This is a genomic window from Nostoc sp. (genome assembly GCF_036916975.1).
GTDB lineage: Bacteria > Cyanobacteriota > Cyanobacteriia > Cyanobacteriales > Nostocaceae > Nostoc.
The window spans coordinates 1-22,190 of record NZ_JBALFF010000054.1 but is presented as its reverse complement, the minus strand read 5'-3'; the positions used below and the strand labels follow the sequence as shown (position 1 = coordinate 22,190).

At 43.7% G+C, this 22,190-nt stretch carries 16 protein-coding genes; 9 read left to right on the top strand and 7 right to left on the bottom strand.

Annotated features, from left to right (window positions below; genetic code table 11):
- Positions 1-140 precede the first annotated feature (140 nt).
- The 4 genes from V7K73_RS12475 to V7K73_RS12460 all read left to right on the top strand — a co-directional run bounded on the left by V7K73_RS12475 (position 141) and on the right by V7K73_RS12460 (position 11,170).
- Positions 141-926 (top strand): TatD family hydrolase, encoded by a 786-nt coding sequence (locus V7K73_RS12475; RefSeq protein WP_334880422.1) that lies wholly within the window; start codon positions 141-143, stop codon positions 924-926.
- A 750-nt stretch (positions 927-1,676) separates the two neighbouring features.
- Positions 1,677-4,976, top strand: coding sequence for a DNA-directed RNA polymerase subunit beta (rpoB, locus tag V7K73_RS12470; protein ID WP_334880328.1), 3,300 nt, complete (start codon positions 1,677-1,679; stop codon positions 4,974-4,976).
- Positions 4,977-5,094: 118 nt separating this feature from the next.
- Positions 5,095-6,972: a DNA-directed RNA polymerase subunit gamma gene (locus V7K73_RS12465; RefSeq protein WP_334779560.1), complete on the top strand. Its 1,878-nt coding sequence runs from the start codon at positions 5,095-5,097 to the stop codon at positions 6,970-6,972.
- A 124-nt stretch (positions 6,973-7,096) separates the two neighbouring features.
- Positions 7,097-11,170: a DNA-directed RNA polymerase subunit beta'' gene (locus V7K73_RS12460; RefSeq protein WP_334880326.1), complete on the top strand. Its 4,074-nt coding sequence runs from the start codon at positions 7,097-7,099 to the stop codon at positions 11,168-11,170.
- Between the two features lie 234 nt (positions 11,171-11,404).
- Here the strand turns inward: V7K73_RS12460 and V7K73_RS12455 are convergent, their stop codons facing one another.
- Positions 11,405-11,770 carry a hypothetical protein gene (locus tag V7K73_RS12455; RefSeq protein WP_334880324.1) on the bottom strand — a complete coding sequence of 122 codons (366 nt, stop codon included), beginning with the start codon at positions 11,768-11,770 and terminating at the stop codon, positions 11,405-11,407.
- Positions 11,771-12,175: 405 nt separating this feature from the next.
- Positions 12,176-12,748, bottom strand: coding sequence for a Uma2 family endonuclease (locus V7K73_RS12450; RefSeq protein ID WP_334880322.1), 573 nt, complete (start codon positions 12,746-12,748; stop codon positions 12,176-12,178).
- A 154-nt stretch (positions 12,749-12,902) separates the two neighbouring features.
- On the opposite strand from V7K73_RS12450, the gene V7K73_RS12445 reads away from it, so the two are divergent.
- Entirely contained in the window at positions 12,903-14,234 is a 1,332-nt protein-coding gene (locus V7K73_RS12445) for a hypothetical protein (RefSeq protein WP_334880320.1), read from the top strand.
- 310 nt (positions 14,235-14,544) lie between these two features.
- Here V7K73_RS12445 and V7K73_RS12440 read toward each other — a convergent pair whose 3' ends face one another.
- The 3 genes from V7K73_RS12440 to V7K73_RS12430 form a co-directional block, all read right to left on the bottom strand.
- On the bottom strand, positions 14,545-14,982 hold the full coding sequence (locus V7K73_RS12440) for a response regulator (RefSeq protein WP_334880319.1): 438 nt from the start codon (positions 14,980-14,982) through the stop codon (positions 14,545-14,547).
- A gap of 385 nt (positions 14,983-15,367) precedes the next feature.
- Positions 15,368-16,750, bottom strand: a complete 1,383-nt coding sequence (locus V7K73_RS12435; RefSeq protein WP_334880317.1) for a DUF3370 domain-containing protein — start codon at positions 16,748-16,750, stop codon at positions 15,368-15,370.
- Between the two features lie 489 nt (positions 16,751-17,239).
- Positions 17,240-17,440, bottom strand: a complete 201-nt coding sequence (locus V7K73_RS12430; protein WP_334880315.1) for a hypothetical protein — start codon at positions 17,438-17,440, stop codon at positions 17,240-17,242.
- A 58-nt stretch (positions 17,441-17,498) separates the two neighbouring features.
- On the opposite strand from V7K73_RS12430, the gene hisH reads away from it, so the two are divergent.
- Together hisH and rsmD are read left to right on the top strand one after the other, a co-directional pair.
- On the top strand, positions 17,499-18,134 hold the full coding sequence (gene hisH / locus V7K73_RS12425) for an imidazole glycerol phosphate synthase subunit HisH (RefSeq protein WP_334880314.1): 636 nt from the start codon (positions 17,499-17,501) through the stop codon (positions 18,132-18,134).
- A gap of 70 nt (positions 18,135-18,204) precedes the next feature.
- The gene (gene rsmD / locus V7K73_RS12420) at positions 18,205-18,750 is read left to right on the top strand and encodes a 16S rRNA (guanine(966)-N(2))-methyltransferase RsmD (protein ID WP_334880312.1); all 546 of its coding nucleotides are present in this window, start codon (positions 18,205-18,207) and stop codon (positions 18,748-18,750) included.
- A gap of 129 nt (positions 18,751-18,879) precedes the next feature.
- Here the strand turns inward: rsmD and petG are convergent, their stop codons facing one another.
- Complete coding sequence (gene petG, locus V7K73_RS12415; RefSeq protein WP_063721252.1) at positions 18,880-18,993, bottom strand: cytochrome b6-f complex subunit V; 114 nt, start codon at positions 18,991-18,993, stop codon at positions 18,880-18,882.
- Positions 18,994-19,203: 210 nt separating this feature from the next.
- On the opposite strand from petG, the gene V7K73_RS12410 reads away from it, so the two are divergent.
- Together V7K73_RS12410 and V7K73_RS12405 are read left to right on the top strand one after the other, a co-directional pair.
- Positions 19,204-19,578 carry a cytochrome c gene (locus V7K73_RS12410; protein WP_334880310.1) on the top strand — a complete coding sequence of 125 codons (375 nt, stop codon included), beginning with the start codon at positions 19,204-19,206 and terminating at the stop codon, positions 19,576-19,578.
- Positions 19,579-20,056: 478 nt separating this feature from the next.
- Positions 20,057-20,854, top strand: a complete 798-nt coding sequence (locus V7K73_RS12405) for a peptidylprolyl isomerase (protein ID WP_334880308.1) — start codon at positions 20,057-20,059, stop codon at positions 20,852-20,854.
- A 296-nt stretch (positions 20,855-21,150) separates the two neighbouring features.
- Here V7K73_RS12405 and nadC read toward each other — a convergent pair whose 3' ends face one another.
- Complete coding sequence (nadC, locus tag V7K73_RS12400) at positions 21,151-22,017, bottom strand: carboxylating nicotinate-nucleotide diphosphorylase (protein ID WP_334880306.1); 867 nt, start codon at positions 22,015-22,017, stop codon at positions 21,151-21,153.
- Positions 22,018-22,190 lie beyond the last annotated feature (173 nt).

The window sequence follows — 22,190 nt, the reverse complement described above, 5'->3', positions numbered from 1 at the left end:
AGGGAATTAAAATGACTAGTGGGTGTGGTTTCCCTCTTGAGCAGTTTAGCGATCGCAGGAGTAAAGATTCAGCCGGAGGGTCATTTGTGCTTAGTCGCAATCGGGGCTAATAATTTATGACCAATGAGAAAGGGCAAAGAATGCAACTGATAGACACGCACGTTCATCTCAACTTTGATAGTTTCCAGCCGGATTTAGCAACAGTACGCTCGCGGTGGCAAGAAGCAGGAGTAGTACGTTTAGTCCATTCCTGTGTTCACCCAGAGGAGTTTTCCCGGATTCAATCGATAGCGCACGAGTTTCCCGAAATCAGCTTTGCCGTAGGATTACATCCTTTAGATGCTGAAAAATGGAATCACGAGACAGCCGATAAAATCAAAACTTTAGCGAGTTCTGACTCTGGTGTGGTAGCAATTGGAGAAATGGGGCTGGATTTTTATAAAGCTGATAACTATGAGCATCAGCTGATGGTGTTTGAGTCGCAGTTAGCGATCGCGTCTGAACTAAACTTACCAGTGATTATCCACTGCCGCGATGCTGCTGTGGCAACCAGAGAAGTGTTGCAAAAATGGCACTCACTTAAACGAGAAAGAGTGCGGGGCGTCATGCATTGCTGGGGAGGAACGCCAGAAGAAACTCAATGGTTTCTCGATTTAGGCTTCTACATCAGCTTTAGCGGGACGGTAACGTTCAAAAACGCCAAAGCGATCCAATCCTCAGCTGCGATGGTGAGTAGCGATCGCCTACTGATTGAAACAGACTGCCCATTTCTCGCCCCAGTTCCGAAACGAGGCGAGAGGCGCAACGAGCCTGCCTACGTACAATATGTAGCCGAGCAAGTAGCTAAACTGCGTCAGGAAACGGTAGAGGCGATCGCCCATCAAACCACCCAGAATGCTTGTGAATTATTTGGTCTGTCAATATAAAGTAGGCAATAATTCTCTTTTATTCCGTTGTGCTAAAAAAAATAAAACTCTAGGAAGGGAAAATATGGTAATATTATTCCCTCAAAAACATTTTGCTTGCGCCATAATGATAAAGGAAGGAACCTAAAATTTCTGAGCCTAATTTTCCGTGCTGTTATCGGCTTGGCCATCCTCCAAATCTCTACAAGCGGATGTTCTCCACACATGACTAACTGTCCCAACCAACCGAAGTTGAGCCAGATTGCACAACATCGGTTTGGCGTGTATCGAACCTATTGAAAATCGTTAAACAAAATTGCCTTGTGAGTACAATCCAGCAAAATGAAGTGATTCTGATTCCAAGCCGACAAGGTGCGGATCATTCCCTCAGTCTTAGGATATCTAGGATATCACTGAGAGTATAAATAGCCGGGTGGATTTAAGACACACCGTCTAGAGCTGCGTCAGCAAATTAACGCGCTTTTTGGAGGGGAAATGAAGAAAGTAGATAAAACTCAGGAATATCTCAACTGTATATTCTTCTTAAATCAAGACTATAGTGGGTTTTTGGCGTCTGAGTCCCCGATTTGGGGCTATTACCCCCTTGTGCAAATTGCTCATTCCAGCTTTCATCGCTGCCTTTGCCCACACCTGCTATTTACAGGTGTGTAAGAAGAAGCTCCCAAACAGCTATGGACACTGGCTAGGAGTGGGAAGCGTTAAACAGCAGTGTCTAAGTAAAAATTTAACCAGGTTGACAAAGGTAGAGGCATGACCAAAGAAACATACATGGAACCCGCCTTTCTGTTGCCCGACTTGATTGAAATCCAGCGCTCAAGCTTTCGCTGGTTTTTGGAAGAAGGGCTGATAGAAGAACTTAACTCCTTTAGTCCTATTACAGATTATACGGGCAAATTAGAACTACACTTTTTGGGTCATAATTACAAACTCAAGGAGCCAAAGTACAGCGTCGAAGAAGCCAAACGGCGGGATAGTACTTATGCCGTCCAAATGTATGTTCCCACACGTCTGATTAATAAAGAAACCGGGGAAATCAAAGAGCAAGAGGTATTCATTGGGGATTTGCCTTTGATGACCGATCGCGGCACGTTTATTATTAACGGAGCCGAGCGGGTAATTGTCAATCAAATAGTGCGATCGCCAGGGGTTTATTACAAATCAGAAATAGACAAAAACGGGCGACGTACTTATTCAGCTAGCTTAATTCCCAACCGGGGGGCATGGCTGAAATTTGAAACAGACCGTAACGATTTGGTCTGGGTACGCATCGACAAAACCCGAAAACTTTCAGCGCAGGTACTCCTAAAGGCTTTAGGGTTATCAGACAACGAAATATTTGACGCCTTACGCCATCCAGAGTATTTCCAAAAGACCATCGAAAAAGAAGGGCAATTCTCCGAAGAAGAAGCTCTCATGGAGTTATATCGCAAACTGCGTCCTGGTGAACCACCGACAGTATTAGGTGGACAACAACTCCTAGACTCGCGTTTCTTTGACCCGAAACGTTATGACCTTGGTCGCGTTGGCCGGTACAAACTCAACAAGAAATTGCGCCTTTCTGTCCCAGATACAATGCGCGTGTTGACTGCGGGTGATATCTTGGCCGCGGTAGATTATCTGATCAACCTAGAATATGACATCGGTAATATCGATGACATTGACCACTTAGGCAACCGTCGGGTGAGAAGCGTCGGGGAATTGCTGCAAAACCAAGTACGGGTAGGCTTAAACCGTTTAGAGAGAATAATTCGGGAACGGATGACCGTATCCGATGCGGAAGTGCTAACCCCCGCGTCCTTGGTAAACCCCAAACCATTGGTAGCAGCAATTAAAGAATTCTTTGGTTCGAGCCAATTAAGTCAGTTCATGGATCAAACCAATCCCCTAGCAGAACTGACCCATAAACGCCGTCTAAGCGCCCTTGGTCCTGGTGGTTTAACCCGCGAACGCGCTGGATTTGCCGTGCGAGATATTCATCCTAGCCACTATGGACGCATTTGCCCCATTGAGACGCCAGAAGGCCCCAACGCCGGATTGATTGGCTCCTTGGCAACCCATGCGCGGGTTAACCTGTATGGGTTCTTAGAAACACCATTTAGACCTGTGGAAAATGGGCGAGTCAGATTTGATCTGCCTCCAGCCTATATGACAGCCGATGAAGAAGACGACCTGCGGGTTGCTCCGGGAGATATTCCTGTAGATGAAACCGGACACATTATTGGGCCGCAAGTGCCAGTCCGCTATCGCCAGGAATTTTCCACCACAACACCAGAACAGGTTGACTACGTAGCAGTATCTCCCGTACAGATTGTGTCGGTAGCAACCAGCATGATTCCCTTCTTGGAGCATGATGACGCTAACCGAGCGCTGATGGGATCGAACATGCAACGGCAAGCAGTACCACTGCTCAAACCAGAACGTCCTCTGGTGGGTACTGGTTTGGAAGCTCAAGGAGCAAGAGACTCCGGGATGGTGATTGTATCGCGTACTGATGGCGATGTCACTTATGTGGATGCTACAGAAATTCGCGTTCGTCCTAAACCTAATACCCCCGAAATTAAGTACACCCTTTCCAAGTACCAACGCTCAAACCAAGACACCTGTTTAAATCAGAAACCTCTGGTCCGCATTGGTGAACGAGTTGTTGCAGGTCAGGTATTGGCTGATGGTTCCTCCACCGAAGGCGGTGAATTGGCACTGGGACAAAATATCGTCGTTGCTTACATGCCTTGGGAAGGCTACAACTACGAAGACGCGATTTTAATCTCTGAAAGACTCGTCCAGGATGATGTCTACACCTCAATTCACATTGAAAAATATGAAATTGAAGCTAGACAAACGAAACTGGGACCAGAAGAAATCACTAGAGAAATTCCCAACGTTGGGGAAGATGCCTTGCGTCAGTTGGATGAACAGGGAATCATTCGCATTGGGGCATGGGTAGAAGCTGGTGATATCTTGGTAGGAAAAGTTACGCCCAAAGGTGAATCTGACCAACCGCCAGAAGAAAAATTGTTGCGGGCGATATTCGGTGAAAAAGCGCGGGATGTGCGAGACAATTCTCTGCGAGTTCCCAATGGTGAGAAAGGCCGCGTCGTTGACGTGCGCTTGTTTACTCGTGAACAAGGCGATGAACTGCCACCCGGAGCCAATATGGTAGTCCGGGTGTATGTTGCCCAAAAACGCAAAATCCAAGTTGGCGACAAAATGGCAGGACGCCACGGTAATAAAGGGATTATTTCTCGGATATTACCAGCCGAAGATATGCCTTATTTGCCCGATGGTTCACCAGTGGACATTGTACTCAACCCCTTGGGCGTACCCAGTCGGATGAACGTCGGACAAGTATTTGAATGCCTCTTGGGTTGGGCTGGTCAAACTTTGGGAGTGCGATTTAAGATTACTCCTTTTGATGAAATGTATGGGGAAGAGTCATCCCGGCGAATCGTACATGGCAAATTGCAAGAAGCACGAGACGAAACAGGGAAAGACTGGGTATATAACCCAGATAATCCCGGCAAAATAATGGTGTATGACGGTCGTACAGGCGAACCCTTTGACCGAGCAATTACCATCGGTGTGGCTTATATGCTGAAACTGGTGCATTTAGTGGATGATAAGATCCACGCCCGGTCAACTGGGCCATACTCACTGGTGACTCAGCAACCCTTGGGTGGTAAAGCACAACAAGGTGGTCAACGGTTTGGGGAAATGGAAGTGTGGGCATTGGAAGCCTTTGGTGCAGCTTACACCTTACAGGAATTGCTCACAGTTAAATCTGACGATATGCAAGGACGGAATGAAGCGTTAAATGCGATCGTTAAAGGTAAGGCAATTCCTCGACCTGGAACTCCAGAATCCTTTAAGGTACTAATGCGCGAGTTGCAATCATTGGGGTTAGACATTGCCGTACACAAAGTAGAAACCCAAACAGACGGCAGTTCCCTAGATGTAGAAGTCGATTTGATGGCAGACCAATCAGCCCGTCGCACCCCACCTCGACCAACTTATGAATCTCTTTCCCGCGAATCGCTGGAAGAAGACGAATAATTCGTAATTGATAATTCGTAATTCGTAATTGAAGAATTAATTGCGAATTACGAATTAAAAATTATTAATTACGAATTAGAAATTGTTAATTACGAATTACGAATTACGAATTACAAAGATGAGACCTGCCCAAACTAATCAGTTTGACTACGTAAAAATCGGCTTGGCTTCCCCGGAACGGATTCGGCAATGGGGTGAGAGAACATTGCCCAATGGTCAAGTAGTCGGTGAAGTTACCAAGCCCGAAACGATTAATTACCGAACTCTCAAGCCAGAGATGGATGGCTTGTTTTGTGAGCGCATTTTTGGGCCCGCGAAAGATTGGGAATGCCATTGTGGTAAGTATAAAAGAGTTCGTCACAGAGGTATTGTTTGTGAGCGCTGTGGGGTAGAAGTCACCGAGTCACGGGTGCGTCGTCACCGCATGGGCTATATTAAACTCGCCGCACCAGTAGCTCACGTCTGGTATCTCAAAGGTATTCCTAGCTATATTTCGATTCTGTTGGATATGCCCTTGCGGGATGTCGAGCAGATTGTCTATTTCAACTCTTATGTTGTCCTGAGTCCAGGTAATGCCGAAACTTTAACTTACAAACAACTACTGAGTGAAGATCAGTGGTTGGAAATAGAAGACCAAATTTATAGCGAAGACTCTGTGCTGCAAGGCGTAGAGGTAGGTATTGGTGCTGAAGCGCTGTTGCGTTTGCTTGCCGATATTAATTTAGAACAAGAAGCGGAAAGCCTACGCGAAGAAATTGGCAACGCCAAGGGACAAAAGAGAGCCAAGCTAATTAAGCGCCTGCGGGTAATTGACAACTTTATCGCCACTGGTTCCAAACCAGAGTGGATGGTAATGGCGGTCATTCCCGTGATTCCCCCCGACTTGCGCCCAATGGTGCAACTAGATGGCGGACGGTTTGCCACCAGTGATTTGAATGATTTGTATCGGCGGGTAATTAACCGCAACAATCGTTTGGCACGCTTGCAGGAAATTTTAGCACCAGAGATTATTGTGCGGAACGAAAAGCGGATGCTGCAAGAAGCAGTGGATGCTTTGATTGACAATGGTCGTCGAGGACGCACTGTGGTAGGGGCAAATAACCGACCCCTAAAATCTTTGTCCGACATTATTGAGGGTAAGCAAGGACGTTTCCGACAAAACTTGTTAGGAAAACGGGTTGACTACTCTGGACGTTCTGTAATTGTGGTCGGGCCAAAGCTGAAAATTCACCAGTGCGGTTTGCCTAGAGAAATGGCGATTGAGCTATTTCAACCATTTGTGATTAACCGCCTGATTCGTAGCGGCATGGTAAATAATATCAAAGCTGCGAAAAAGCTGATATCGCGTAATGACCCCAGTGTTTGGGATGTGCTGGAAGAAGTGATTGAAGGACATCCAGTAATGCTAAATCGGGCACCAACGTTGCACCGTTTGGGTATTCAGTCTTTTGAACCAATTTTGGTAGAAGGTAGAGCAATTCAACTGCATCCTCTGGTGTGTCCAGCATTTAACGCCGACTTTGACGGCGACCAAATGGCGGTACACGTCCCGTTGTCATTAGAAAGTCAGGCGGAAGCGCGGTTGCTGATGTTGGCTTCTAACAATATTTTGTCACCAGCCACCGGTAAACCCATCATCACGCCTAGCCAAGATATGGTGTTGGGAGCCTATTACTTAACAGCAGAAAATCCCGGTGCAACAAAAGGGGCAGGAAATTACTTTTCTTCTCTAGAGGATGTAATTATGGCTTTCCAGCAAGATCAAATTGACTTGCACGCCTATATCTATGTGCGGTTTGATGGTGAAATAGAATCAGACCAACCGGATACAGAACCTGTGAAAGTGACGGAAAACGAGGATGGGACTCGTACATTACTTTATAAGTTCCGCCGAGTCAGACTAGACGCTAAGGGCAATGTACTTTCACAGTATATATACACAACACCTGGTCGCGTTATTTACAACAATGCTATTCAGGAAGCACTTGCAAGCTAAAAGTGAGGAGTGATGAGTTAGGAGTTATGAGTTATGAGTTAGGAGTTTTTATTCCTAACTCCTCACTTTTAACTCCTCACTTTTAACTCCTGACTCCTAACTATTAATTTAGGACTAATTACTAATGACTAACGAAAAAATGATTTTTCGCAATCGCGTAGTTGATAAGGGTCAACTGAGAAATTTAATTTCTTGGGCTTTTACGCATTATGGTACGGCGCGAACCGCAGTGATGGCGGACAAACTGAAAGATTTGGGATTTCGCTACGCTACCAAAGCTGGGGTTTCCATCAGTGTAGATGACTTGATGGTGCCACCAACTAAGCGATTGCTCTTAGAAGCAGCTGAAGAAGAAATTCGCGCTACCGAAACCCGTTACCAACGGGGAGAAATTACTGAAGTAGAACGTTTCCAAAAGGTAATTGATACCTGGAATGGTACCAGTGAAGCTTTGAAAGATGAAGTTGTCGTTCACTTCAAGAAGACTAATCCCCTGAACTCCGTATATATGATGGCATTCTCCGGCGCACGGGGTAACATCTCTCAAGTGCGGCAATTGGTGGGAATGCGGGGATTAATGGCAGATCCTCAAGGGGAAATTATCGATTTGCCCATCAAAACCAATTTTCGTGAAGGACTCACTGTAACGGAATACATTATTTCGTCTTACGGTGCGAGAAAAGGATTGGTGGATACTGCCTTGCGGACGGCTGACTCTGGTTATCTCACCCGGCGTTTGGTGGACGTATCCCAGGATGTGATTATTCGGGAATTTGACTGCGGCACCACCAGAGGAATTCCCATTCGGCCAATGACAGAGGGTGCTAAAACCTTGATCCCTCTAGGAACCCGCTTGATGGGACGGGTAATTGGCGAAGATGTGCTGCATCCGGTGACAAAAGAAGTAATTGCACCACGCAATACCCCAGTTTCTGAGGACTTGGCGAAGAAAATTGAAAAATCTGGGGTGGCTGAAGTTGTGCTGCGGAGTCCCCTAACTTGTGAAGCTGCACGTTCTGTCTGTCAACACTGCTACGGCTGGAGTTTAGCCCACGCCAAGATGGTGGACTTGGGCGAAGCTGTGGGGATTATTGCTGCCCAAAGTATCGGCGAACCTGGTACTCAGCTAACCATGCGGACATTCCACACTGGTGGGGTGTTTACCGGAGAAGTAGCGCAACAAGTTCGTTCTAAAATCGATGGGACTGTCAAGCTTCCCCGCAAACTGAAGACTAGAACCTATCGGACTCGCCACGGGGAAGATGCCCTCTATGTTGAGGCTAATGGCATCATGCTTTTAGAGCCAACAAAAGTAGGTGATGTTACCCCAGAGAACCAAGAGGTTCATCTTACCCAAGGTTCAACACTATATGTATTTGATGGAAATAAGGTAAAACAAGGTCAGTTGTTGGCAGAGGTTGCCCTTGGTGGACGCACAACTCGGACTAATACAGAAAAAGCAGTTAAAGATGTTGCCTCTGACTTGGCAGGGGAAGTGCAATTTGCTGAAGTAGTTCCAGAACAAAAAACTGACCGTCAAGGTAATACCACAACCACAGCCGCACGCGGTGGTTTGATTTGGATTTTGTCTGGGGAAGTTTATAACTTGCCGCCTGGTGCAGAATTGATTGTCAAAAATGGTGATGCGATCGCTTCTAATGGAGTTTTAGCTGAAACCAAGTTAAGCAGTTTGCACGGCGGTGTGGTGCGCTTGCCAGAAGCTACCCCAGGTAAGAGTACCAGGGAAATTGAAATAATCACTGCTTCTGTGGTACTAGACCAAGCTACGGTGACAGTCCAAAGTTCCCAAGGGCGGAATAATTACTTAGTCTCCACCGGCAACAACCAAGTATTTAACCTCCGGGCTACACCAGGCACAAAAGTGCAAAATGGTCAAGTGGTAGCTGAGTTAATTGATGACCGTTATCGGACAACCACTGGTGGTTTCCTGAAATTCGCCGGTGTAGAAGTCCAGAAAAAAGGCAAAGCCAAGCTGGGTTATGAAGTCGTGCAGGGCGGTACCCTTTTGTGGATTCCTGAAGAAAGCCACGAAGTTAATAAAGATATCTCCTTGCTGTTGGTAGAAGATGGTCAGTTTGTAGAAGCTGGCACTGAGGTAGTAAAAGATATCTTCTGCCAAAACAGTGGTGTGATAGAAGTTACCCAGAAAAACGACATCCTGCGGGAAGTTGTGGTGAAGCCAGGGGAACTGCTGATGGTAGACGATCCAGAATCAGTTATCGGGCGAGATAATACCTTCATCCAACCAGGTGAGGAATTCCAAGGCAACGTCGCCACGGAATTACGTTATATCCAGTATGTGGAGACACCAGAAGGACCCGCCCTGTTGAGTCGTCCAGTAGTTGAGTTTGCCGTACCGGATAATCCAGATGTGCCATCAACTACATCGGTGAGCCAACAAACGGGGCGATCGATCCAGTTGCGGGCTGTGCAGCGACTACCTTACAAAGATTCGGAACGCGTCAAATCTGTTGAAGGCGTGGAACTTCTACGAACCCAGCTGGTGTTGGAAATTGAGCAAGAAGGGGAACAAGACCATAATGCTTCGCCTCTTGCAGCAGATATTGAATTAGTAGAGGATACTGAAGACCCAGAAGTTCAACGTTTACAACTGGTAATTTTGGAATCCTTGGTAATTCGTCGAGACATTACCGCCGATGCCACCCAAGGTAGCACCCAAACCACACTTGAGGTACAAGATGGGCTTACCATCGCCCCTGGGTCTGTGGTCGCACGTACTCAAATCTTGTGTAAAGAAGGCGGGGAAGTGCGGGGCGTCCGCAAAGGAACCGAAAACGTGCGTCGCTGCTTGGTGTTGCGCGACGCTGACAGGCTGACCATTAATACTAGTACTGTGCCAAAGGTAAAAGTGGGTGACTTGCTAGTAGAAGGTACAGAAGTTGCTCCTGGAGTTTTTGCCCCAGAATCAGGACAAGTAGTGGACGTTAAAAAGTTAGGAGTTAAGAGTGAGGAGTTAGGAGTTAATTCCGAAACTCCTAACTCCTCACTTCAAACTCAGAACTATGTTATTACTACCCGTATCGGTCGCCCTTATCGAGTCAGCCCTGGTGCTGTGTTGCAGATAGAAGACGGCGATTTGGTACAACGGGGTGATAACTTGGTGTTGTTGGTGTTTGAACGCGCCAAAACCGGAGATATTATTCAAGGTTTGCCCCGGATTGAAGAACTACTTGAAGCTCGTAAACCCAAAGAAGCGTGCATTTTATGTCGCCGGGGGGGCGAAGTTAAGGTAGTTTACGCTGAAAGTGGTGATGAAGCGATCGCTATCAAGGTCGTAGAATCAAATGGCGTGGTAACAGATTATCCTCTAGGACCAGGACAAAATTTGATTGTGCCAGATGGATCGATTGTGTTAGCGGGACAACCATTAACCGATGGACCATCCAATCCCCACGAAATTTTGGAAATCTTCTTTAGTCTGGGTTCTGAAGATGGAATCTATGCTTGTGCTAGCCATGCTTTGCAGAAGGTACAGTCATTCTTGGTGAATGAAGTGCAAATGGTGTATCAGTCTCAAGGGATTGATATTTCCGATAAGCACATTGAAGTCATTGTTCGCCAGATGACCAACAAAGTCAGGATTGATGATGGTGGTGACACCACCATGCTTCCTGGTGAATTGGTAGAACTGCGCCAAGTTGAGCAGGTAAACGAAGCTATGGCAATTACAGGCGGTGCTAGGGCCCAGTATACCCCAGTATTGTTGGGTATCACCAAAGCATCGTTGAACACCGACAGCTTTATTTCCGCCGCATCCTTCCAAGAGACAACACGGGTACTTACCGAAGCAGCTATCGAAGGCAAATCCGACTGGCTGCGCGGCTTAAAGGAAAACGTGATTATCGGGCGATTGATTCCGGCTGGTACTGGGTACAATACTTATGATGAACCCGGTGCGATTGAAGACTATGCTGCTGAAATTAGCAGTAGTGTCTTGGATGAAGTTGATGATCCCCTGGATATGGTCTTAGATGACCGCACAGCTCGCACCTATAATTTAGATTCTCCTACTCTTGGGGAATCTGGTTTTGGTAGCAGACGTGCAGAAAGGTCAGTTCTAGATGATGAAGATGAATTAATCGCCGATGAAGTCGCAGACGACGACGATTACGAGGAAGAAGAGGAAGAAGACGACGATGATTTCGACGATGAATAGAGACTTGAAATTTACTGTCTCTATTAAAGGGTAAAAATTAAAAAGGCAAAAGAAGATTTTCTTTTGCCTTTTTATTTTGCTCTTTAAAAATACACAATGAGCAACTGTACAGATAGCTAGCTTTTTTATATTTTGCGATCGCAACGAAGTGAAGCAATCACAAAATCTCTGCGATTACTTCACTTCGTTCGTAATGATAAGTATTCATCCGAACTTGATAGTATTCTTAGATGCTTAAAAGAAGACTAGCTTATATGTATCACCAATTTTACCAATAGGAGCAGAAGCTGAAATATTTTTATATTCGTCTTGATAGGTTAGATTAGCAATACACTCAAGCTGTACTTTGTCAGCAAGCGTCTTTAAAAATCTCTCTCTATCTGACTCTGACAGTTCAACTTCACTTATTGTTACTTGCAAGTCTTTATCTTTAAAACCAATAAATGGAAGTAAGAGCATTTTCTTGAATAGATTGCCTGTACCTGCATTATTAAACCCTTCAAATGTCTTGTCAGAGAAATACATTAGTTTTAATATGTCTTCTTCAGTTCCGCTTTTGATAGTATCAGTCAACTCTTGGATGAAAACGTCGAGATTCATCTTGCTTTTACCTCAGAATTAGCTTGAGTCATAACATAACCCTTAATGTCAATTAGAAATAAGAATTAAATAACATACAATTTATGTCCCTGGTTTACCTCACCCTCAATCCCTCTCCGATATATTGGAGAGGGAAGCTAGAGACAGGATGAAGTTTTGCATTTTATTTTAACTTGCATATTACCTGGAAGTAAAATTATTGTGGGGTGGGCAACATGAGCGCCTTGGTTATGCAAATTAAAAGTACATTAGCTTACCAGCTTTTCACCTCAGCTAAGAAGATTTGTAGGTTGGGTTGAACGTTCGCGCAGCGTCCCGTAGGGAAGTAAAACCCAACATCAACTTTTTGGATTTTAAATTGTTAAAACGTAGTTTATCCAAAACCCTTCAATTCCAATCAGTCAATTACGGTGATTCAAAAGTAACATCCTCATATAAATCTGCAACAGCACACCTAAAATATACACTTGCTAGATGAATAATATCTTGTTGTCCATAGGCATAAAGTACCCATTGTCCCTCTGAGTTGCGGCGAAAACACTCAACATTTAATCGGGTTTGACTCACAAGCACATATTCCTGAAGTGACTCCATCTGTCGGTAGTCAGCAAATTTATCACCTCGGTCAAAGGCTTCTGTTGTCGGAGATAGCACTTCTACAATTAAGCAAGGATAACGCAGAAAGTTGTTAAAAGCTTTATCTCGTTGATCGTAACTTACTATAACATCGGGGTAATAATAGATGTTAATCGACTCAATATGTGCTTTGGTGTCTGAGATATAAGCCTGACAACCACTCCCGCGCAAATTATTTCTCAACATTGAAGCAATATTAAGAGAAATAATCACATGGGTATTACTTGCCCCTGCCATTGCATAAACCTGTCCCTGTCTATATTCATGCTTGATAGGACTAGTTTCTTCTCCTTTGAGATAGTCTTCTGGAGAAATATAGTTAGAATCTTGAGTTGCAACCATTTGTAATCACCTTGTCTAATGGCTTGTATCTAGTTTAAGAGAAGCTTGACGGCTAAATCCGCTAAGTACACGTCACCATAAATCTAGCAATAGCTAGATGCTGTAATTCTCTCAAGAGCTATAATCTACATCTGTTGCACCGAGAGATTAACTTGTGGATGTCATATTAGAACGATCGCACCAATTAAAACAAGCCTTAGTTGATTTTGTCCTTGATGCTGAAGGTGAACTAGCACAAGCACTGGAAACTTATGCAGCCGCACAGTTGCGCCGTGGAAGTGGAGATACTACACAGCAGGACTTAATTATCGATAGCTTTCTAACAGCCGGGAAAGTCGGTGATAAATCTCCATTAGAGTTGTTTATCGAAAGCCATCCAGATTTAGAAGAAAGCGATCGCAACCTGATCAACATCTGGCATCATAGTTTTATTGGCTTATTTGCCATTACCAATATCCTCCCTGATGGCTTTGAATTGACGAACTGGTTGACAGATAAACACTACATCGTTAAGCCAAATAATACTCAAACATTACAGGCAATATCTCGCTTGAAAGTAGGAGAAATTTTACTAACTCGCATTTCTCCTGTTACCGATAGCTACTGGATGTTTTCTGGCCCCTACACAATAATGGGTAAATTAGGTAAACCAAAACTTGCTGTAGCAATTGGTAATTTCAAAGAAAACTATAAAAGTAATCTTTACAGCGATGCTCCAGACTTGCTAGAAGAAGCTTGGCAGTCTGTAGAAAAATATCATCAGCAGTTTGTAGACTTTTTTGGCACTGATGAAATCACCCTATCTGGATACCACCTTAATAAAAAAATAGCCGAATTTCAACAGCTAATTACTGAAAAAACCTTGGCAGATGCAGGAATTGATACTTCTAAATCTTTGGCGGAAGTGGCAGAAGCAGCCGGCATTGGAGACGAGGAAATCAAAGCAGCAGCACAAGAATTTGGTGCTGATTCTAATGTAGTCTCTGAAATGTTTAACAGCAAAGGCGGCAATAGTAAAATGGTTATGCCAAAGGTTGATTTACCTGCGGAACTCAAGAAAGCAGAACAGGTAACAGCCCTTTCTCATCCCCGTTGGGGACAAATGTTTTTACCAACATATAGTAAAATACAAGCGATTTTATCAGCAGAAGACTGGCAAAGTGTTCAAGGGGCTGAAAAACTAATTCGCTATTACCTTGAAGATAAAAGTATTAATGCTTTTATTTGGCATCGATTAGCGCAACAGTATCCAAGTAAATTAGAAAATGTGTTGCAAATAGTTCTGCAACGTCCAGAGTTTCGTCTTGAAAGCGACTTAGACGCACTTTTGCAAGAATTCAATAAACCTATTGAGCCAGAGTTACCAGAAATTGCTAGCGTCCCGATACATTTACACAATTTATTTCAAGAAGCTTTAGGAGAAGTTAACAAATCCAAGCCCAAGGGTAAAGGGCAAAAAAAACCAGCAAAGGGTTTTCAAATTTAAGAGGATGTTTTAAAACTAGTTGGCTGTAATTTTAGGCACTTTAAGTAAGGCGGTGAGAATAATCAAACTAGATTAAGTAATGTAAAAAGTCTTGATATTATTTCGTAGTGAGCGGCTCGATTCCTCAGCCAACGGGTTCGTTAGTCGCTCATGGGGAAAACCGCTCTGAGCGACTAACTCACTACAAAGCTTGAATTATTCACGCCGCTCTACTTACAGCGCCAAATAAGTGTTTGGATATGATCTACGATCGAATAAATAATAAACCTGTTATGGGTGTACTTCCAGCACCTATTAGTACAATTTATTTTTAAAGATCGGTAGATAGCAGGTGAACAATCTCACCTACGATTTCCTCTGGACTCTCAAACTTGACTAAAAATCGATTAAAGCCAGCATTCAAAGCCTTATGACTTGAAACTTCCCGTGTATAAGAAGTGATAGCGATCGCAGGCAACTCTCTTAAGGATAGGCAAGAATGCACTCGAATTTGCTCAATTAACCAATTTCCATCATGATCCGGCAATTTCACATTGCACAGCAGAATATCAGGATGAAGTGATTCTACCAAGGCAAGGGCTGCTTCTGCATCGGTTAAAGCCATCACCTCTGCACCAGCTGCTTCCAAAATGAAGGTGAGCAAATCTGTAATATCTGGCTCATCCTCTACCAGCAAAATCAAGATTCCGATAAGCGGCTGGAGCGAATTTAACTCAGTTTCCTGATTGATTTTTTGATCGGTTGCCATGCCGTCCCTTTATTGCCTGCTATAGTCTACTATTTCTATTGGAACGCAGGGAGCGGAATAAGTATTCACCCTAAATACAGAAATTTGGGGTTGATTTGCTTATCAATATGAAGAAGTTAATTCACGGATCGCATTAACCGCCGTCTGAGGTAATACCATTTTGGATTTTGGATTTTAGATTTTGGATTGGAAACTGCTTAGTGTATCTGGGTTTTCTCTGTCCATTTGTCGCAATCATTTTTAAAATTGGTAAACAGTAGAGTTTTATGAATCAGTTGACTAATATTTTTTGGTAATAAGTAATTGGAGAAAAGCTATTACCCATTACCCATGACTTTTGACTTCCCCGAACGCGAGTGCGTCCCCAAGGGTTGGGGCTGACTCATTACCGAGGTTCAGCTTGAGTTGAAACTGTTAAAACTTGCGGTGGTGTAGCATCCGGCGGATAGAGAAAATCAACTTCTACTAAAGAGCGATCGCCTGCTTTCATCTTTAATAAAACTAAAGGTTCCCCTGGTTGACCTCTCTTTTGCACTAAATGCACAAACTGAGTCTGCGGCTGATTTTGCCCATCTTTATAACGTACCCGCACCGTACCTCGAAAGAATATTTGACGGGCTGGTGTACTAAGAAAGCGTAACCCCGCTTTTCCCAATTGATTTTCCTTGAGTGGTGTTTGTATCGACACACTAACAGTTTGAGGACTTTGAGTATTGTTGTATAGCGGCAACTTGAGATTATATTGAATCCCATAGTTCCCATGAGCGCGATATGCGGTGTCAGGATAGCGCACCAGCATATTAGCACTTTGAATTTGACCAGTTCCTAATGTACCGCCATGCAGGCTACTCAAAGCGTAGGAAAACATTTGACCAGGCTGGGGAATAGTCAGATACCTGGCTTTAGGATTATCTACTAATAAGGCTCTCCATCGTGAACCACCAGCCACTCCGGCAACACGCCCATAAATTCTTGGTTTGCCAGTTTCCTCTAAAGGAGTGGGCGCTTTATCTCGTGGGCCAGCCAAATCACCATTATCTAGTAAATTTTGCCACTCTTCTAAAGTAGGCGATCGCTCGCTGCCATCGGGATTAACTCGTGCAAACATCGCTAGGCTAGCTGCATAGACAGTGCCATTACTTTGCAATCTGATCAATGTAGACCGACCATTCAGGGGTGGTGTCAATCCCTGCACAGGTATTGGTAAATTTAGTAACATTCGACTTTGCCCTGCTGGAATCTCAATTTGGGCAGGAAAAATCTCTTGTCGCCGTCCTCTTAAAACATCAGACATGACGCGATCGCCAGGGCCTGCAAAAATTGTACCCAAAAGATTTTGGCTTACTGATGGTAGCTCAATAAATGGTGCATCCGGTTGACTCAAATAACTCGCCGCCTGCCAAATATTCACCTTCACTGCTTCAGAATTAGGATTGTGCAAAATTATCCCTAGATAGAGCGATGTCTCCGACGGGCTACGCAAATTCTCTCGCGGTTCAGCCCTAGCAATATGGTGGGCAAAAATATCAAATCGTCCTCGAAAGGGAAAATTCAGATGCGCCGTTGGCACTTTTTTGCCATCTGGTGGAAAAGTAGAGAGCAAAATTCCTTCTTTCAAAACCAATTCTGGACTATTGCTGTTAAAAGTTGGCACTGTATCCAATTGGCCTGGTAAAGGACGTACTTCTTGTGGTTGTACGACTTCTTCAGGTGGTGGCGTGGCAGCAGTTAATTGGGCAATCGGGAAAATTAGTAACAATGGCAACATATACTTAAAGATTTATTTCACGATACAGACACTAAGAACTTGATGAAAGTGCCAGTTTGTTAATAATTAATACGGAATCTGCAAGAATCCCTATCAAATTTTCTTGATTGAGAACCGAAACGTGGGCAAAAATACAACATACCGTGAGTTGGTTTTAGCTTAAGTACTCTTTGCGAGACACTATGCGAACACAGCCAAATTTACCGCAGTCATGGCTAATCTCAATTTCCCCTCCTACCGCCAATAATTCTTCCAAATCAACTGCTCTCTCCAAAACAATTTCTCCACAGCTAAGTAGAGCGGCGTAAATAATTAAAGGTTTGTAATGAGGACTTTAGTCCTCAAATGAGGGCTAGAGCCGCTCACTACAAAATAAACTCAATATTTTTTACATTACTTAATCTAATTTGATTTATTCTCGCCTACTTACTTAGCAACTACTTCTCCACTTAATTATGTACGGCTTACAGCCATGCCACAACAGATGATCTAATCAGGTTGAATTGCATTGATTTTTTCCATTACCGGAGTCCTGGCAAGTTGCACATCTACGGATAACTGGCGTAAAAAACTTAAGTCACTTGGTATCATATCAAGTTTGGTAACTTCAAATAATAAATCATCAGAAAAATTCGAGTGTTGATCTTTTAGCCAAAAGTCAAAAGAAATTAATAGAATTCTTTTCTTCATAACAAATATTATTTAGAATAGAAAAACCCTCCATAATAAATTTACAAGGAGCAGGTGAATGCCAGTAATTGCGGTCGTAGACTACGAGATGGGAAATTTGCACTCAGTCTGCAAAGGCTTGGAAAAAGCTGGAGCAACTCCTAATGTTACTTATTCTTCAAAGGAATTAGAGCAGGCAGATGCAATAGTTCTGCCGGGGGTAGGAGCATTTGATCCAGCAGTCCAACATTTGCGATCGCGTGGTTTGGAACAACCTATTAAAGAAGCGATCGCATCTGGTAAACCTTTTTTGGGAATTTGTTTAGGATTGCAAATTCTTTTTGAATCAAGTGCAGAAGGTACCCAACCAGGACTAGGAATTATCAAAGGAAAAGTGCGGCGGTTTCGCCCAGAACCTGACATCACTATTCCTCACATGGGTTGGAATCAACTGGAAATGACTCAACCAAAAAGTATTTTGTGGGAGCATTTACCGTCCGATCCTTGGGTATATTTTGTGCATTCTTACTATGTTGACCCAATAGACCCGCTAATCCGTGCAGCAACCGTCACTCACGGTACTCAAACTGTCACAGCTGCGATCGCCCACGAAAACCTGATGGCAGTCCAATTTCACCCCGAAAAATCCTCTAATATCGGATTGCAAATCCTATCTAATTTCGTTGCTCAAGTCCGCGAAAAAATTCCTGCCTAATACTATTTTTGTCATTTGTTCTTTGTCCTTTGTCTCAAACTAATGACTAATGACCAATGACTAACAACCAATGAGCTTGAGAATTTACGGTAATCGCCAGCTAAAAACTTTACCAGGAAAAGAAACTAGACCCACCAGTGCCAGGGTTAGGGAGGCAGTGTTTAATATTTGGCAGGGAGAAATTGCAGGTTGTCGCTGGCTAGATTTGTGCGCCGGTACTGGTTCAATGGGCGCAGAGGCTTTGTGTAGAGGAGCCAGCCAAGTAGTAGGAATTGAACAATCGAGCCGAGCCTGTGCCACCATCCAACAAAATTGGCAGCAGGTAGCTAATGCCGAACAAGAACTTCGGGTATTGCGGGGAGATATTGTCCAACAGTTAAAGACTTTATCAGGCAAGCAATTCGATAGAATTTACTTTGATCCACCTTATGCTAGTGGATTGTACCAGCCAGTTTTAGAAGCGATCGCTCACTATCAACTTTTAGATTCTAGCGGTGAAATCGCAGTTGAACACACCTCACAAGGTTGGACACCACCAGAGATTCCCGATTGGGAAATTTGCCGCCAGAAAGTTTACGGCAACACATCACTTACTTTCTATAGAATTGTGCAATGAGAAAAGAGGGGGCAGACAAAGGAGCCGGAGGAGAAAATTTTACTTTGTCCCCCTCATCCCCCTCATTTTCCCACTCAAAACTCAGCACCGGCTCAACCATAGTTATCCGCTAACAAAACTCAGCACTGCTTACCCCCCCAACTGATTGGGGCGCTTATATTGCTTATAGGCAGCGTAAAACAGTCCAGCAAGGGTGACGAAAACTAGACCAAGGACAATACCTGATAGTAGGGGTTCAACCACTGTAAATCTCCTCTTTGTAATTATTAAATATTCGTTGCCTGTTTTTGATTTTACCAAATTTCGTATGAATCCTGCGCCCTACAGCCTTTTTGAAAGGCGACTACCCACAAGAAACTAGTCTTCTGTGCTTGCAGACACAATCAAGAACTTTTAAGCTATGTGTAGGAAATGAAAACTTTTTAGCACACCTAGATTTTCACAGCAAACCTTTTGGATAACCAGATTACCAAACCTGAAATTTTGATTCAGAGGATCGTTTTATTGACGCTAGCTATACTGCTAGCAGTCCCTTTGGGCTTTTTTGGTGTTCAGTTGGTTCAAGCCTCCGATCCATACGTCAAAAGTGTTCTATCCTTAACAGGAAACCCAGTTCAAGGACACGCGATTTTTCAAATTAACTGTGCTGGTTGTCATGGCTTGGAAGCAGATGGGCGAGTAGGCCCCAGTTTGCAAGCTGTCTCAAAGCACAAGTCTCAATATGGACTGATTCGCCAGGTGATTAGTGGCGAAACCCCGCCAATGCCAAAATTCCAACCTAGCCCCCAAGAAATGGCGGATCTTTTGAATTATTTAGAGTCATTGTAAACGTTAGAATTTTTGGTTGTGGGATACATAATAGGACTTTGGGATATAGGTATAGTGAGCGTAGGCGCAGCCCGTCGTAGACATTGTTCTAGCAAAAAGATAACGGCAAAAATCACATTCAAATGAGACTCGCTATAGAGTGAGTATTTCTGGTTAACTAAAAACACCTTTGTTAGGAGAGGGTTATTTCAAAGTACCCTAGCTCAGTTTGATAACTTCCTCTTCTAAGTTGTAATGGCGAGAAGTCTCATTAGTCATTGACCTTTATCCTTTTCTTCACATCTAGTCGTATTTACGTAGAATCTTTGATAAAAACTCATATAAACTGTATATTTTAGAGTATGTTAAAGGCACTATTTAATTATCACGAAAGTCAGGTTGCCTACCTAACTTGGTAAGATTAAAACAAAAGTTCCCAATGATAAGCTAAGGTTTAGCTTCTTTAACAAACTAGATACTTTGAGATGGCCGAAAGCTAATGACTGAAGCGATCCAAATCGGTAATCGTACAATCACAGCTAGTGAACTGATTTCCTTACTGGCGAGTTACCAAATGCTGCCACAATTGCAGCGCGAATTAATCATTGATGAGGCGATAGAGCAAAACTCACGCTCCGCCAAGCTAGCAATAGAATGTACACCTGAGGAAGTAGTCCAAGCTAAACAGCAGTTTTACGGTGAAAAACAGTTTAAAAATGAAGAAGACATCCAGGCTTGGATGGCACATCAAGGGCTGACTACCGAACAAATAGAAGTTATTATCACTCGTAAGCTTAAAATTGAAAAATTCAAGCAAGCTACTTGGGGTAATAAACTGGAATCTTACTTTTTTCAGTCCAAGACAAAACTAGACAAAGTAATTTATTCTCTACTGCGAACCCAGGATGTGGGAATAGCCCAAGAACTTTACTTCCGTATTCAGGCAAAAGAAAACTCTTTTGCTGACTTGGCGCGTGAATATTCACTCGGACCAGAAGCGCAAACAGGAGGCTTAGTAGGTCCAATTGAACTGAATGCACTACATCCGGTAATGGTGCAAATGCTATCTAGCAGTCAACCAGGTCAGATATTGCCCCCGACCCGCATCGCCGACTGGTTCGTGATTTTGCGGCTGGAAAAATTTATCCCCGCACAACTGGATGAATTTATGAAAGTACGAATGCTGAATGAACTCTTTGAAACCTGGCTACAAGAACAGCAAAAGCAAATCATGTCTGCACCACGGACAGAGGCAGGGACGCTACCACACGGAGAGGGTGATCAACCTTTAACCTAACTATGGGGGTAACTCCTATGCTTGGGTTCAAAACTGAAGATAGCGATCGCTCTGTTAGTTTTCCACGCTAGAGGAGCGATCGTTTTTGATGTTGTTCATATAGTAGTTGGAATCCCAATACAACTAATAATTTGACATAACGGGTACTGAAGAACCTAAAAATTAGATGTTCGTCAATAGCCATAAATATCAGAAAAATACCCATAAAGGAATCGAAAATTTATTGGGAGAAGCTTTGCTCCTCCAAAAATGCTACATGATGCCAGCTTTGTAGTAGGATTATTCCCCTCATTATATTAAAGTACAATCCTCATACTCAAATCCAACCACTTGGATTGAGTAATCGGCGCACTGCTAGAAATATAATCAACATTAGTTTCTGCCACAGCACGAATCGTTTCCAAAGTCACATTCCCCGAAGCTTCAATTTTCACCCGGTTATCCTGCTGGCGAATCAACTGCACCGCCTGAGCCATCACATCCACAGGCATATTATCTAACATAATAATGTCAGCCTTGTACTCCAAAGCTTCTTTCACCTGCTCTAAACTTTCAGTCTCTACCTCTATAGTCAAGGGATAAGGAATCTGAGAACGAATACGGGTAACAGCTTCTCCAATACCCCCAGCCGCCGCAATGTGATTATCCTTAATCATCACCGCATCATCCAACCCCATGCGGTGATTAATGGCCCCACCCAAAGCAGTCGCATACTTTTCCAATAATCTCAGCCCCGGTGTAGTTTTACGCGTATCAACCAACTGAGCAGGTAAATCAGCAATTTTCTTTACATATATATTAGTCAGCGTAGCAATTCCACTCAACCGCATAGCCAAATTGAGCGCCACCCGTTCCCCCATCAACAGCGCATCCAGCGAACCATCAATTTCAGCTACTACCTGTCCCGGTTCACACCATGCACCTTCAGCCGCCACCGCCACAAAGCTGACTTTCTCATTCAAAATTTTAAATACCCTAGCTGCAACTGGTAAACCAGTAATTATCCCTGAAGCCTTAGCTATCCATTTAGCAGAGCCTAGCGTCACATCTTCTACCAGTAGCGTATTTGTTGTGCGATCGCCCCTGCCAATATCCTCCAACAACCAGCCACGCAACAGTGGATCTAAAACCAGCCAGGGCGGCAAAACACCAGAATTCCTCACAACTTTATTGCTTCCTTAGTGACTTCCAGGAATACTATAGCCTATAACCCTTATTCTGTAAGGGTTTCATAAGGACTAAGAAACAGTCCCAAAATATTTGGGAAAAATAGTTGACAGATTAAGGTAGGTTGGTTATATTGAATAAGTGCCTGAAGCAAAGAGCTTTATAGCTT

Bases quoted from the DNA above. Each gene is read 5' to 3' on its own strand.
- V7K73_RS12475 (WP_334880422.1), top strand. From the start codon at position 141: ATGCAACTGATAGACACGCACGTTCATCTCAACTTTGATAGTTTCCAG.
- rpoB (WP_334880328.1), top strand. From the start codon at position 1,677: ATGACCAAAGAAACATACATGGAACCCGCCTTTCTGTTGCCCGACTTG.
- V7K73_RS12465 (WP_334779560.1), top strand. From the start codon at position 5,095: ATGAGACCTGCCCAAACTAATCAGTTTGACTACGTAAAAATCGGCTTG.
- V7K73_RS12460 (WP_334880326.1), top strand. From the start codon at position 7,097: ATGACTAACGAAAAAATGATTTTTCGCAATCGCGTAGTTGATAAGGGT.
- V7K73_RS12455 (WP_334880324.1), bottom strand. From the start codon at position 11,770: ATGAATCTCGACGTTTTCATCCAAGAGTTGACTGATACTATCAAAAGC.
- V7K73_RS12450 (WP_334880322.1), bottom strand. From the start codon at position 12,748: ATGGTTGCAACTCAAGATTCTAACTATATTTCTCCAGAAGACTATCTC.
- V7K73_RS12440 (WP_334880319.1), bottom strand. From the start codon at position 14,982: ATGGCAACCGATCAAAAAATCAATCAGGAAACTGAGTTAAATTCGCTC.
- V7K73_RS12435 (WP_334880317.1), bottom strand. From the start codon at position 16,750: ATGTTGCCATTGTTACTAATTTTCCCGATTGCCCAATTAACTGCTGCC.
- V7K73_RS12430 (WP_334880315.1), bottom strand. From the start codon at position 17,440: ATGAAGAAAAGAATTCTATTAATTTCTTTTGACTTTTGGCTAAAAGAT.
- hisH (WP_334880314.1), top strand. From the start codon at position 17,499: ATGCCAGTAATTGCGGTCGTAGACTACGAGATGGGAAATTTGCACTCA.
- rsmD (WP_334880312.1), top strand. From the start codon at position 18,205: ATGAGCTTGAGAATTTACGGTAATCGCCAGCTAAAAACTTTACCAGGA.
- V7K73_RS12405 (WP_334880308.1), top strand. From the start codon at position 20,057: ATGACTGAAGCGATCCAAATCGGTAATCGTACAATCACAGCTAGTGAA.